Here is a 15,095-nt window from a genome sequence, read left to right on the forward strand (position 1 = left end):
AAATTTCGGGAGAATAGGTTTTATGTTGTTAAAATAGTTACGCTTTAGCTTTCTTCGCTTTACTTGGAAGTTTTACTTCTTTGTAATCATCTATAGCAAAAACAGCTTGGATTCTTTCTAAAGCTAAATCTATTTCTAAATCACTTTTACTTGGAATAGACTTTCTTACAAAAGGTTTTAAATTAGTCTCTTCCACAAAAGTATTAACTAAGATTTCAATTTCCTTATCATCTAACTGCTCAAAATGCTGTTTAAAGAGAAGAGCTAAAAAGCTCTCTGCTCCACTTGCATCGGATTTAAATAAAGGTAAAAGTAAATCTTTGCCTAAAATATATGGTGCAATTAAGCTAGTAAATATTTTTTGGCAACCTTGCATTACTTCAGCCTTTTGCTCTCCATTAATTTGTTGCAAGTCAAAGTTATAAAAGAAAGCATTAGCTTGCTTCAGCATTAATTTCTTTAAGCATGAAACTGTATCAGGTAGCTCTCCAACCTCATCTAGCAATTTCTTGTAGCTCTTTTCAAAACTTTGAATTGCTTTTAAACGTACTAGGTAAGTTATTTGTACTTGTTTAACCTGAGGATTTTTTACCCCTACATACAGAGAAAAGATATCTTTAAAAGAGTTAAAGACTTTCTTACGATACTCACGTTTTAAAGAAAGTTTATCAGTAAAGTCTAAGTCTCTACGTGTATAAACTAAGGTATCTCCATTGAGTAAAGAGTAATCAATGGCGAGTTTTAAGAAAATACTACGCTCTTGACCAGAAACTGCTTGCTCTTCTAAAGCTTTAACCAGTTGTTGGTAAAGAAACTGCGAACTAACAGCAAAGTCTAGTTCTTGCTCTGCTTGACGCATTAAGGCTAAGTAATTCTGACAAAACTCATCACTTAGCTTTAAGTAAACATAGCTCGTAGCTTCTGTAATTTTGGTGAGATCCAACTCTACCGCTTGAGAGTAGCTTGGCATTTTATTTACATCTAAAGCGAGTAAATTATAAATACCTTTCTTACCTTTAACCGCTTGTTCTAAAGCACGTATCTCTTGGATATAGTCTTGATCCTTTTTATTTTCATTTAAACTAGATCTAAACTCTCCCCCATTTAGATACTCTTTAGCGATAAAGTCATTTAAACTTTCTCCCGCTGTTAACAGCTTAAATACATTACCATAAACATAGCCAGCCACTTGACTAGAGTCAGCAAGACCATAAGTAGTGTTCTTATCTAGCTCTTGACTATATTCAAATAATCTTTGGAATTTACTTATACGTCCATCAGGATCGTTACTTGCTCCTTGATAAACTGAAGTGAAAAAAGTTTGTAAGTCTTTAAAGCTAATCTCAATTACCTTATCTTTAGCTAGATCAGGCTCTGCTTCAACAACCGTAAGAGGATCTTGAGAGGCTAAAGCAAGTACTTTTTGATAAAACTCTAGTACCCCTTGGAAATTACCAAAGTCGAGAAGCTCTTGTTGGTTCTCTTGACCATAAACAGAATTAGCTTTTCCTTGAGAAGAATAAGCTTGTTCTTGCGAAGAATGGAGTTGTCCTTGCGAAGAAGTAGTCTTACTTTGTTCCCCTGCTTCTTGCTTATTAAGAGATTGAGACTCCGCTTGAGGAACTTGGGCAATAATTTGTTGTCTAGCTCCCTTTTTCTCTACCCAAGCATGATTGTAACTTGGAGCACTTGAGGCAAGAATTTTTTGCGCTAATTGCTCGTCAAAGTTTTGCGCTAGATTTAACTGCTCAATACCATAGTTTTCTCTAGCAAAACTCCCTAGAGATAAATCTTTAATAAAACTCGGATTTTGTGGATCAGAATAGAAGATCTTTAATAGAGCAGTTTTTAAGAGATCTAACTCTGGGTAATCAGCAAGTAATTGTTTTGGTAAAGCTAGTTTTGGACGAATAAACTCAAGAACATCAGAAACTATACTTGAAGCAAGTAAGTCTTGATCCTTAGAGTTCTTCCCAACATAAGTAAGTAACAGCTTTTGTTTAGTATTAGTTAGTAACTCTAAAAACGTATGTTGTGCTCTTTGATAGGCACTTGGGATATTAGTTTCTACCTGTAAAAAGTTTGCTATATCATACGGGTTTGCCGGCACCTTCTCAGGGAAGTTTCTCGCAGTTAAGCCCATACAAATTACATATTTAAAACTTGATCCCGCAATTTGTTTTAACGAAGCAAAATGTAAGCTATTAGTAAAGAGCTCAATATTATTTTGTTGCGTTTCACTGTAAAATAACAGATTGTGCCATACGGTTTTATCAACTACATACTGTTCAATTTCCACCTGATCAGCTTGATTAAACTTACGACTAATTTTTTGTTGCAGTTTAGCAAATTTAATGAGGATTTGTTGAAACTGCAGGTTGATCTCTTGGTCGTCTTTAAAGAATTGTAAACGTAAGTTGTTAAAGAAGTTTATCCAAGCTTTTACGCTATGCTTCTGATTAACAAACTGACAATAGTTAATGAGATCATGCAAAATACTATTGAACTTACTTAAGTTGGTATAATTTTGTCCAGTTTGTAAAGCAGCAAGATCTGTAGTGAGATATAAACTTAAATCATCACCATGACTAAAACTATTATTGATATTGGCACGAAAGAACACATGTTGCCAAGAGTTATAGTTAAATAACGGAATACGTTCGTCTTGTTTATTCTTGATCGATGACTTAGTAAATGCGTCATTTAATTGGCTATGTAAAGGTAAGATATGGTTATCTTTATGATCAAAGTTATAACCTACCTCATTGGTAACCTGATGACGATTAAAGAGTTGACGATAGAAACCAAAATCTTCACTATCTTCGATCTGATAAAATTGACGCACCTGCGCAAAACTTATCCATTGCTCAAAAGCTTGTAACTCAAGATAGTTGTTATTTAAATTTAAAATAAACTCAATAAAGGTAGTTAACTTTGGATCAAGGTTTGCTTCTTCAGCAATTTGCCAACGAAATTGGGTTACTAACTCCTCGATTAAGCCACGGTAGTCTTCAATATTTGGCGCAACAATTGCAAAGTCATCTAATGTTAAACTATCTCCATGTAAATCTAACTCACGCTGAATAAAGTTAATCACATATTCCAATTCACGTCTCTTAGAGTGAGTTTTTACTAGAGTAAAAGAATCATCTCCACGTAAGTGATATAATCTTACAGGTTGCTCTGAAGCACGTAAATCAGGGGTGGTTTCACTTTCAAATGGTGTGTATTCAAAAATAGATTTTTGAATTTGCTGTAATAAAGTTGGAGCTGGCTCTGTAGCATAAGCTTCTTGCATTGCCAGTAAAAGCTGATTAGCCTCAGCTGTCTGCAACTCTTGCACTAGAAGTTGATTAAAACTCTCCTCGTTATTTTCGGTAGTAACTTTTGCAGCTACTTGGGTATAGAGTTGAGAGTATAAACTCGTTAACTGCTGATAAAGCGCTGGCGAGTAAAAGCCATCTGCAGTTTTAGCTAAAGCTGGATCTATAAAAATACTATACTCGGCATAGTTATCTAAACTATTTAATGCTAAATGTTGCGGGTAATGTATTTGATCACTTAACTGCAGTTTTTGCTCTTCCAAAGTTTGATAGATACTATCATCTAAAGGAAAGGCATAAGTAATCTTTTTTAAACTATTACCTAGTAAGCTTAGCAAGTTAAAACTAGCTTCACTAGAAACATAACGATATGGTAGGTTAAAGTCACTTAAACTACGATAAAATTCATTACCATTCTCTTTACACTTTTGTAAGAAGTTACGACGAGATTGCGTATCAAACAATAAAGGCGTAGCTGCATTTAAAAAGTAGACTATGTCAAAGTTACAGAACTTAGCTGCTTTTTTAAGTAATAAAATCTCACGACTATGGAATACTTTTAAGTCAAGTAAGAAAAAGCGCTTACTTTCTTGCGTAAATGGTTTTACTAACTCAAACTCCCCCTCAATAATAAAAGTCAAAGCTTCCCAGCTGTTAAACTTGATTTTATTATCCTTAAAATAAGGATTACTAAGTAGTTGCATATTCTGCAGACAAACTTCACGCATAAACGCAATTTGCCCTGCAAGAATAACATTTTCTTGTTCTACCTCAGTAACATACTCAAGCATAAACTGCTTTAAGTCAAAGTCTGGCGCTAAAAAACGACTGTAAACATCGTGAAAGTTATTATCTAAGGTAACAATCGTTTGTAACAGCTTTTTAGCTATAAAATACAACGAGGTATTTAAATCAGTCTCTTGATTAAAAGCAATTTCTTCCTTTAACTGACTAATAACTTCACTAATAAAAACGTTCGTAATCGTCTGCGGATCTTGACGAATTTGCTGATTGAGTTCAGCTATAATTGCCCATAGCAAGATATCGTCTTTTGAACGCATATCTCTTTCATTAATATGGACAAAACTATATTTACCCGATATTAAATCCGCCGGTAAACGATGGGCTAAAGAGGGACTTGGAGCTAGTAACTTTATATAGCCCTGATTTAAGTTACTATAAAAATCATTAATAAGCTCACTAGTTAGCCCTCCCATGTTTATAAACTTAGGTTGAACTTGAACTCCCGCGAGTTCTTTTAACTTATGTTCAACTTGGAGTTTTTGTAATTGGTAAGTAGTAACAATGTAATCTCTTGATTTAAATTGCTTCACTAGACTTGGGAGGTTGTCTAGTTGTACCTTATCTGCTGGTTCATTTTTGATCATGTTTACCAACATATCTAGGCAAGGCTCTAAATCATTAAATTTTATGAGAGTGAACATAGAAGTAACAAGTTATAATAAACTAAAAAATTTTTAAGGATTTTATGCAAGAGCAAAAACATATAGTGGTGGCAATTACAGGAGCAACCGGCATTATCTATGCGCAAAGATTGCTTGAAGTTTGTCAACAACTTCCTGAAATTCACACCCATTTAATTATTAGTCCCGCAGGACAGTTAACCTTGAAACAAGAAAGCGAGATCAGCTTACAAGAGTTAAAAGGTCTAGCTGATCAAGTGCATAACTATCAAGACATAGGCAACAAGCTCTCATCTGGCTCTGTTAAAACCCATGGCATGGTCGTAGTTCCTTGTTCAATTAAAACTTTATCATCTATAGCTCATAGCTACGATGCAGATTTAATTACACGTTGTGCTGACGTCCACCTCAAAGAGCGTCGTCCTATAATTCTTTGTGTACGTGAAACCCCTCTACACTTAGGTCATTTACGTTTAATGACTCAAGTAGCTGAGTACGGCGCGCAAATCATGCCATTAGTTCCCGCATTCTATCATCAACCACAAACTATTGATGATATAGTTAATCAGTCAGTTGCTCGCCTCTGCGATCAACTAGGAATTGTTTACCCCACCAATATCTTTACTCCTTGGCAAGGTTTAAAACCTAACAAGGTATAAACAGATAGTAAAAAAGGCATAAACAAAAGGTATCAAAAAATAGGTAGATTATGCTTCTCCCTCGTCAATTAGTTCTTCGTCTTTATAAACAACAAAGTTTTTCTAATTTAGTCGCACAGCAACTTGCTGATTTAAGATCTATTTTATCACTAAACCCAGGTCAGGCTGCTTGGCTTGTCGAGAAAAAAGAGCAAATTCTTCAAGCTCTAACTGAAGAGCAACGAGAAAGCTTTGCTTTTGTTGATCCTACAGGAAAACTAATTGCAGGAAAAGCAACGCAAAGAGAAGTAGTTCTTCTTGAGGTAAGCAATGCCAAACGTATCCTTGGTTATAATTTTGCTGGGATAGTTTACCAATATAGCCCAGTCAACAGCCAAGCAGAACAAGAGAGCGGTAAAAGTATCCATGCCCATAATCTCCTCTACTGTTTAGCTACAGTTAAAGCTAGCGGAGTATTTTGTCTTTATTCACATAACAACTTTGCTCCCAACTCTTACCCAGCTTATGTTCTTGAAACAGCCAAGAACTTTGCTCGTTTAAGCCAACAACTAAATCCCAAACTAGAAAAAGAGTTTGCCTGCCAATATGGGCAATATCTTGACTTTACTTCAACTAGCGAACAAGAACTAGATCATCAAGAAAGTAATAAGACAAACAAAGTAACCATTGTAGAACAAACCTTAGTAAAAGATACCTTACTAAATAGCCAAGAAGTTAATACAAGACTGACTAACTTTTGGCAAGAACAAAAAAACCCTCAACTACTCCAAGAGCAAGCTCAAAAAGCTTATCAAGCTCAACTTGAGATTATTACTGCCCAAATTAAAGAGCACTTAACGCAATCTAACCAAGCTCTTGAGCTTAAGCAAAAGCAAGTATATGCTTTTCTCGGACAAAGAGGGGCTGGCAAAACCCATTTTAGCCTAGAGCTTGCTCAGCAATTTCCGGGGCAAGTGGCAATTACTGCCCTAGGTAAAAGAACAACTTATGGGGACTTACCTTACCTTGCTCCTGAAGTAGCTGTTGCTTATCATCAACCAGATGAGCTACAAAAAAGTAAGCAGAGAGATCAGCAAATAAGTCAGCTAATAAGTCAGCAAGCACAGAAAAAGCAACAAGAAGCATCCAATAATTTAGTAGAGGAAAACCCTCTGCAAATTCTCTTAGTTGACGAGGCGAGTGCTTTTTCGGCTAGTGTGTTACAAGAGCTATTACACAGCTCTTGGCAAGTTATAATTTTTGTTTCAACCATTGACGGCTACGAAAGTGGAGCAGGAGTAGGTCTGTGGCATCGTGTAATTGCTCGCAGTCCACGCCCAGTTAAAGTTTATCACTTTAATTGGAGTTTTAGAGCTTTAGAGCCGGATATCTTGAGTGCGTGGCAAGAGCAATTAAGTGGGACAACTAGTTTAGCAACTTTATTGCAAAGTAATCCAGAAGTTGAGATTATCCCAATCATTAGCAATTTTGCTAATTTACCTAAGCAACCTAAGCTACCTAAGCAAGATCATAACCTATTACCTGTGGCTAACAAGCTCAAGCAACAAGTTACTCAGCAAAGTAACCTCCAGCATCAAGGGAACCTTCAAGAACAAGATTACACTATTTGTAAGCTTGAGACTTTTGCTGCCAAACTCGAGTTCTTCCAACTTGCTTACTTAACCCACTACCGTCACCAAGTACAAGATTTTGCTTCCGCTTTTAGTAGTGAGCAAGAATTATATGGTCTTTACTTCCAAGATAAACTCATTGGTGGCATTCATCTAATTAAAGAAAATTACCCTGAAGAACTCGCAAAAGATATCCTTGCAGGTCGACGTTTACCACCTGGTAATCTCGGAGTACAAACTCTAATTCAGTATTTTGGGTTACAAGCTCAACTCAAGGAAAAGAAAATAACTCGTGTTAGTCGTATTTTCTTACTACCAACTTATCGTCATTTAGGGCTGGCGCAAAAACTACTTAGTAGTACGACCACAGAACAGCAACTCGTACTTACTATGTATAGCCAAGACCAAGAAATTGAAAGTTTCTGGCAAAGTGCAGGCTTTAGCAATTTATGCTATCTACCAAATCCGAATAAATCTACCGGAAAAGGCAATGTTCTTTCTGGTAAAGTTCAAGACGCTAGTTTAGATTCTTGGTACAAGGGAATTAGCCAACTTTATCAACTTTGTCATCATATAGGACAAGGAGAAAGCGAACAAACCACTTGGCAAACTTGGCAACAAAGCTATCCGGAACTAGCGCAATCTCTGCTTGATTTTTACCAACTTTGGCAAGAAGGTCATGATAATCTTGCTCCGGTTTATATTAAAGATTATCGTTTATTTTACGCACGTCTTTATGTGCAGAATTTTGTAAATAAAGAGAAAATATAGTAAAATAAAGTTTTGAATATATCTTTTTAGGCTATGCTCAACTTGGGCTTAGTTTCAAAAGTAAATAAGTTTTTAAATTAAAAATTCTAATGTTAAATAGTTTTATTAATCAAGGATATATAGTTGAGGCTAGTAATGTTTCTTTCTTACATCACCCTAGCCAATATCGAGATAAGCTTTTAGAATTAATCTCTAAAGCAAAAAAGCGAATTTTAATTAACTGTTTATATCTTGAGAATGATCAAAGCGGGCAAGAAATTCTTAATGCTTTAATTGCTGCCGTAAAAACTAATCCACAATTAAAAGTAGATATCTTTTTAGATTTACACCGTGCGCAACGTAGCCGTATGGGGGAAAGTCAAAAAGTATCTAATGCTCACTGGTATTTCCAAGAACTAGCTGACTTAAATCAAGAGCTTATGCAAAGTCAGCAACTAAGCCGAGAACCGATTAATATCTACGGCGTCCCTTGTAATGCCCGTGAACTTTTTGGTGTCTATCACATCAAAGGGTTAGTCTTTGATGATTTAATTCTTTACACTGGGGCTTCAATCAATAATAACTATTGCGCTTACCAAACTTTTAGACAAGACCGTTATCAACTGATTGAAGATAAAGCTTTAGCTGATGCTTTTTATCACTTTACTCTAGACAACTTTGCCGATAAAGATCTTGCGGTAAGTAAATTTAGCAAAGTTAAAGCCCAACGCCCAACTAAACGCGAACGCCAAGAATTCAAATCTTTTCGTTTAAATGTATTGCAAAATTATCATTTACAATACAGCTTGACCAAAAATAATCTCAAGGCAAACAACCTTACTCCGGGGAATGTAATTATTACCCCGATCTTTGGTATAGGTAAAAATAGTCCAATCAATCAAATTATCTTTGACGTAATTGATATGGCTAAAGAAGAAATTACTATCTATACCCCTTACTTTAACTTTACTAAACAGTTAACCAAACGTTTAATTAAACGTTGCCAACAAGGAATTAAATTAAAAATCATTTTAAGCGACAAAGTTGCTAATGATTTTTATGTCAATCCAGAAAGCCCAAACTATACTTCAGCAAACTCTTTACCTTACCTCTACGAGCTTAATTTACGTAAATTCTTAAAACGTAACCAACACTTAATTGAGCGTGGCAAAATTGAAGTAGACGCATGGAAATTTGATGATAATTCATACCATGCCAAAGGCTTAAAAATTGACAATAATCTTTACATCTGGACAGGTTCTAATCTAAACGAACGTTCATTTAACATAGACGCTGAAAATGCTTTACTTGTATATGATCCATATCAACATCTAGAACAACAAGCAGAGCAAGAAATGCAATTTATGTTAGAGCACTGCTCTAAACTGGTAAACTACAAACAAATAGAAAAACAAGACCAGTACCCTGCCAGAGTTAAACAAACCTTACGTCGAGCTCGTATTTTCTTTATCGATAAACTAGCAAAACGTTTATTTTAAAAAATCCCCCGAATGGTGTACCATTTGGGGTAATTTGCGTTGCCATGAAAAACTTAGAACAGTTATCTTTACCTTTTGCTTTAGATTTTAACGGCAGTAAAATCTCACGCGTCGTAGAAGCAGCAGTGCCTTTTTTACTGCAACAGCAACTTCTTGATCTGCAAGCCCAAGAAGACAAAAACCAACTGGTGGTTATTACTAATAGTAATAACCAAGCAGAATATCTTTACAATTTCCTTAGTGAACTTGCCAAAGACAATTACAAAGTTTTTTACTGTCCAGACTGGGGGACTCTAGCTTATGATCAATATAGCCCTAGTCCACAAATTATTTCCGAGCGCATTAACTTTTTACAAGCTTTGGGTAATAAACAAGCTGGGATCTATATTATCTCTTTAGCAACTGCTCTGCATAAATTTGCTCCAGCTAATTACTTAGTAAGCAGTACTAACTACCATGTAGGTCAACAACGTAGCCGTAATCAGGTTTATCAAGATCTGATAGCAGCTGGTTACCGTGAAGTAGAAATTGTTTACGAACCTGGTGAATTTACCAAAGCTGGTAAGAATATTAACTTCTTCCCTGTGGGAGCAAATCTCCCTTACCGTATTAGCTTTTTCGAAGATGAAATTGAACGTATTCGTCAATTTACACCTGAAGATCAGTCAGTAGTTGCAACTACTGATAGTATCAAAATTAGCCACGGTTCTGAATACCCAATTGACAAAGCAGGACAAGAAAACTTTATTTCCAACTTTGCTAATTACTTTGGGCATATTTCTGTTGAAAATGGTTCGGTGTATGATCTAGTAAAAGGAGGAATTATTCCTCAAGGTAGCCAGTACTATCTACCGCTCTTTTTTAATCAACCCCTAGATAGCCTTGCCGATTATTTGGATAAGTCTTCTCAAGTTGTTTACTTTTCAGGTACTGAAAGTCTGGCAGAGATTTTCTTACAAGAAAATCAACGTCGTTACCAAGAAAGAACAAGTAATAGCAACTGGCCACCTGTAAAAGTTGAAGATCTTTATCTGAGCCACCAAGAACTATTTTCAGCTCTAGGACAAAAATCTCATTTAATTGAGTATGAAGATTACTTTACTAGCCTAACCCACATTGCGGTTAACAGTGAAGAAGTGGTTTCTCCTAGCCCAGAGCAAATAGCGCAAACAAGTCCATTTTTACCACTAGATAATTTACAACAGGGCTTTTTACAAAACTCTATTGGTAATAAAGAGACCATTGCCGAAAATAAATATTTTGCTTACTCAGAACAACAAAAGCTTATTAGCCTAGGTCTTAACCGTGCAAATCAACCAATTCTTGGTGATCGCACTTTAGAGTTCCTTAAACAAGCTAATGCCTTAACCCTCAAAAATGTTTTTGCACCAAACATTAGCGAAAACCACCAGTTGTTCCGTCTAGTGCAATTTATTCGTAAATTAAAAGCAAACTTTACCAATGTCCACATTACTTTTAGCGCCGCTAATCAAGGACGTTTAACTTCATTTTTTGATTTGCTTGAAGATTTACCGATTAAATTTACCGAAGCAAATAATGATAAGTACAGCTTAGCGCAGCAATATGCTAATACCTTTAAAAATATTCCAGTAATTAGCATTGGCAATAAAGAGTACAATCGTCTTCAACGTAAGGATCCTGCAAGTGTAGCTAACCCAATTGTGTTCAATTGTGTTATCTCTCCTTTAAACGCAGGTTTTGCTTACTATGATGAAAACAAAAAAACTGCCTATATAATTCTTTCAGAACAGGATATCTTAGGTTCGTTTGTTACTCGTTCTCGTACCCTAGCTAAAGCTCGTCAAAAGAGTACTACCCAAGTTATTCAAGGACTCCTTGAGTTACGCCCAAATCAACTGCTCGTACACCAAAACCATGGTATCTGTCGTTTTGTGGGCTTAAAAACTACCGAGTACACTCCAGGAATGCCTCAAGAAATGCTTGAGTTGGAGTTTGCGGACACTAACTTATTTGTTCCAGTACGAGATCTGCACCTTTTAAGTCTTTACAGCCAACAAGAGATATACAACGTCAGCAAAGAGCAACTGTCTGCGGTTTCTGGACGTAAAGCTAAGCGTTGGTTAAAACAACGTGAAAAAGCTTTAGAGTCCATTCGTGATCTAGCAGCTAAATTACTCGATGTCCAAAGTCGTCGTATGCTCGAGAAAGGTTTTGTTTTTACCATCTATGAAGATGAGTATCGCAAATTTGTATCTCAATTTAGATACGAAGAAACTCCTGACCAGTATGCGGTAATCCAACAAGTGCTCGATGATATGAGCTCTGATAAAAAAATGGATCGCCTCATCTGTGGTGACGTAGGCTTTGGTAAAACCGAAATTGCTATGCGTGCTGCTTTTGTCGCAATTACTAACGCTAAGCAAGTAGCTATCTTAGTACCAACTACTCTTTTAGCACAACAGCATTATGAGAGCTTTAGAGATAGATTTGCCTATACCGGTGCAAATGTAGAAATTATCTCGCGTTTTAATAGTGAAGCAACTAACCAACGCATTCTGCAAAAACTTGAAGATGGTCTAGTAGATATCTTAATTGGTACTCACTCTATTCTAAAAAAACGAGTTAAATTCAAAGATATCGGCTTACTCATTATTGACGAAGAGCACCAATTTGGCGTACGTCAAAAAGAAGTAATTAAAGAAATGAAAACCAATGTTGACGTCATTACCATGACTGCAACGCCTATTCCGCGTACTTTAAACCTTGCGCTCAATGGTTTTAGAGATATTTCTTTAATTTCTACTCCACCAGCTAATCGTCTGTCAATTGTTACCAAAATGTACAATAATGACGATGATGACATTATCCGCGAAGCAATTAATCGTGAGATTCAACGTGGTGGGCAAGTTTTCTTTATCCACAATGATGTGGAATCTATGCCGGCAATTGTTCGCCGTTTAGCAGAATTAGTGCCACATGCGCGTATTGCCTTTGGTAATGGGCAAATGTCCAAAGTTCAACTTGAAGAAGTAATGATGGGATTTCATAACCAAAGATACAATATCCTTGTATGTACAACCATTATTGAAACTGGAATTGACGTACCTAACGCTAATACCATTATCATCAATAATTCGCAAAACTTTGGTATGGCGCAACTACACCAGTTAAGAGGACGAGTTGGACGTTCTTTCCGCCAAGCTTACGCTTACTTGCTCGTACCTAGTGTACAAAATTTAAATCCAGAAGCACTTTTACGTTTAAAATCTTTAATTGAAATCGATTCGCTTGGCGCTGGCTATATTCTGGCAACTCATGACTTAGAGATCCGTGGAGCTGGAGAAATTCTTGGTGACCAACAGTCAGGGAAAATTGATACCATTGGTTACTCTCTCTACATGAGTATGTTACAAAATGCGGTTAAACAGCTACGTAACAATAAAGAAATTGATCTCGAGAGTCTAGCTGACAAACGAATTGATATAGATTTAAACATTGTTACTTTAATTCCGTCGTCTTATATCGCAATTCCAAATTTACGTGTCTTCTACTATCGTCAAATTAACTCTGCAACGAGCGAATTCCAGCTAGACGAAATTGCGAACAATATGATCGAAAATTATGGTACTCTGCCAGTAAGCGTACGTGCTTTAATTATGATCAATAAGCTTCGCATTCGTTATAAAGATGCAGGAATTAAGTCTATTCTTGCGAGTAAAACCCAAGCGATTATTACTTGGGAAAATAGTGAGCACTTAAATAGTGAAGCAGCCTATGCTTTACTAATGAAGTACAATGACGCCTTTGCGACTACGCCAAGTTCATTTATTATTAAACACCTTGCAGGTGATGACCTTGAGCGCTTACGTAAAATTGCTAAAGTCCTTGATGTAATTATCGATAAAAGTAAATTACAGCAAGAAAATACTGACTTAGTTGACGCTACCAACTCTTATGAACGCAAAAAAGATAAAGGTCAACGTGTCATTAAATCAGGAACGACTAAACTCTCTTCACAACTTTATAGTGAACAACTCGATGATGAAGTTCGCTCAATTAAATACGATATGCTTGACGCTGTCCGTCAAGAAATTGATAAAGAGTTTGAAGAGAAAACCGAAGAGGTTGACGAAATTGAACGTAGCGTTAGCTTAAACCCTACTTTTGTTAGTGAAGTACAAAACCTCACTCAAGTTAAAAAACGTGGTCGTCCAAGAAAGAAACAACCTGAATAAAGCGAGACCAAACATGAAAAAACTTCTTTGTGCTTTGCCACTTTTAGCATTACCGATGATTCTCTCAGCATGTACTAATGCTCAAGTAGCTACACAAGCAAATCATAAACTTGACTTGATGCAACCTTTAGCTTCAAGTCAAGTCCCAAAAACTAATATTCCGTTTCTCGAAGACGCCTCTAACTGGCAAGAGTTTGTGGAATTTTTAGTAGAGAATGCACGTGCGCAAGGCTTTGATGAACGAGTTATTGCCCAAGTGCGTACTCTAACTTTTAATCCAACCGTAGTTAAATCAGACAAATCGCAATATGAACGCATTTTAAAAAATCGTCAGGCACAACAAGAGCAACAACCAAGCGAACCTGTTGTTCCTAAAGAAGATAATTTAATGCAAAAATATTTAGATCGTCACATTAGCCCAGCTAAAGTAAATCGTGCGGTTGCCCTGTTAAAAAACTACCAAGTAGTGCTTGAGAGAATTTCTCAAGAGTACCAAGTACCTATGCAAGTAATTGTTGGTTTATGGGGCATGGAATCTAACTTTGGTCGTACGCAAGGGAACTATAACCTATTAGATTCATTAGCGTCTTTAGCTTATGAAGGACGTCGTCGTGAGTACTTTACCCGTGAGTTCTTTAATGCTTTACGTGTAATGGAAATCAATGGCTTTAGTAAAGACGAGATGAAATCATCTTGGGCTGGAGCTGTAGGACAAATCCAATTTATGCCTACTTCATACCTTATCTACGGAGCTGACGGTAATGGTGATGGAGTGGTAAACATCTGGTTATCCGCAATTGATTCTTTTGCGTCAATTGCTAACTACCTCCACAAAGAGGGCTGGAAACCTAACCTACCTTGGGGCTTAAAAGTTGATATGAACTTTGCTGATTACCTTGCTAAGTACAAAGATTTAGTTGGTATCTCTGGGGAAGGTCGTACTCTAGCCCAATGGAAACAACTAGGTTTAGTTCCAAACAAAGATCAAGGTAACATGCAATATGCTAATGGCGTTAATGCCAATACTCCTCTTTGGTTAGTAGTACCAAGTAATGAACCAAAACAAGCATATCTAGTTACAAGTAACTATAAAGTTTATATGCACTGGAATCGTTCATCTTACTTTGCCTATGCAAATGGTACTTTTGCAAACCTAATTGCTGAGCAATTAAACAAATAAGTACCAAGCCAATAAGTAAACAAGTACATAAGTACATAAGTACATAAGTACATAAGTACAACAAATCATATCCGCACCTAGCAAAACTAGGTGCGGGTATGATTTACTTTTCCTTTAGATCTATAAACAACACACAGGTAAGCACGGATAAGCAAGATAGTGACAGACCGCAGCACTATATACTAATAGATCTCCAGACAGACTAGAAATAGTAGCTTACACCTCCTGACAGAGGTAACCTAAAAACCTGATTTTCAAGACCATGTAAAAATAATGAGAGCAATTTTGCCATTATTGAGCGAAAAAGCTGTCTAAGAGCAGTCAAAGAAAAAATTTAGTTCTCCTTGCAAGCTGATTAAGTTTCTTAAGCTAGTCTGGATTCATACCTTAAAGCCTCTATGACTTTTGCAGACTTTCAAGACTTTTCAAGACT

Annotated in this window: 6 protein-coding genes; 5 read left to right on the forward strand and 1 reads right to left on the reverse strand. The window is 36.3% G+C overall.

Translation table 11 applies throughout. The features are described 5' to 3' along the window. Positions 1–37: 37 nt before the first annotated feature. Positions 38–4,711 (reverse strand): exodeoxyribonuclease V subunit gamma, encoded by a 4,674-nt coding sequence (locus CKF54_RS07475; protein WP_222987588.1) that lies wholly within the window; start codon positions 4,709–4,711, stop codon positions 38–40. A gap of 101 nt (positions 4,712–4,812) precedes the next feature. On the opposite strand from CKF54_RS07475, the gene CKF54_RS07480 reads away from it, so the two are divergent. The 5 genes from CKF54_RS07480 (at position 4,813) to CKF54_RS07500 (ending at position 14,662) form a co-directional block, all read left to right on the forward strand. Then, the gene (locus CKF54_RS07480; RefSeq protein WP_119525731.1) at positions 4,813–5,406 is read left to right on the forward strand and encodes a UbiX family flavin prenyltransferase; all 594 of its coding nucleotides are present in this window, start codon (positions 4,813–4,815) and stop codon (positions 5,404–5,406) included. A 50-nt stretch (positions 5,407–5,456) separates the two neighbouring features. Next, entirely contained in the window at positions 5,457–7,787 is a 2,331-nt protein-coding gene (locus CKF54_RS07485) for a hypothetical protein (RefSeq protein ID WP_119525732.1), read from the forward strand. Positions 7,788–7,876: 89 nt separating this feature from the next. Next, the gene (gene pssA, locus CKF54_RS07490) at positions 7,877–9,265 is read left to right on the forward strand and encodes a CDP-diacylglycerol--serine O-phosphatidyltransferase (RefSeq protein ID WP_119525733.1); all 1,389 of its coding nucleotides are present in this window, start codon (positions 7,877–7,879) and stop codon (positions 9,263–9,265) included. Between the two features lie 44 nt (positions 9,266–9,309). Continuing rightward, positions 9,310–13,482 carry a transcription-repair coupling factor gene (gene mfd / locus CKF54_RS07495; RefSeq protein WP_119525734.1) on the forward strand — a complete coding sequence of 1,391 codons (4,173 nt, stop codon included), beginning with the start codon at positions 9,310–9,312 and terminating at the stop codon, positions 13,480–13,482. A gap of 13 nt (positions 13,483–13,495) precedes the next feature. Continuing rightward, complete coding sequence (locus tag CKF54_RS07500) at positions 13,496–14,662, forward strand: lytic transglycosylase domain-containing protein (RefSeq protein WP_119525735.1); 1,167 nt, start codon at positions 13,496–13,498, stop codon at positions 14,660–14,662. Positions 14,663–15,095 lie beyond the last annotated feature (433 nt).

The organism is Psittacicella hinzii (assembly GCF_003585885.1).
GTDB lineage: Bacteria > Pseudomonadota > Gammaproteobacteria > Enterobacterales > Psittacicellaceae > Psittacicella.

What these genes read in the sequence shown, in the direction of transcription:
- pssA (WP_119525733.1), top strand. Translation starts at nt 7,877, where the DNA reads ATGTTAAATAGTTTTATTAATCAAGGATATATAGTTGAGGCTAGTAAT.
- CKF54_RS07480 (WP_119525731.1), top strand. Translation starts at nt 4,813, where the DNA reads ATGCAAGAGCAAAAACATATAGTGGTGGCAATTACAGGAGCAACCGGC.
- CKF54_RS07475 (WP_222987588.1), bottom strand. Translation starts at nt 4,711, where the DNA reads ATGATCAAAAATGAACCAGCAGATAAGGTACAACTAGACAACCTCCCA.
- CKF54_RS07485 (WP_119525732.1), top strand. Translation starts at nt 5,457, where the DNA reads ATGCTTCTCCCTCGTCAATTAGTTCTTCGTCTTTATAAACAACAAAGT.
- CKF54_RS07500 (WP_119525735.1), top strand. Translation starts at nt 13,496, where the DNA reads ATGAAAAAACTTCTTTGTGCTTTGCCACTTTTAGCATTACCGATGATT.
- mfd (WP_119525734.1), top strand. Translation starts at nt 9,310, where the DNA reads ATGAAAAACTTAGAACAGTTATCTTTACCTTTTGCTTTAGATTTTAAC.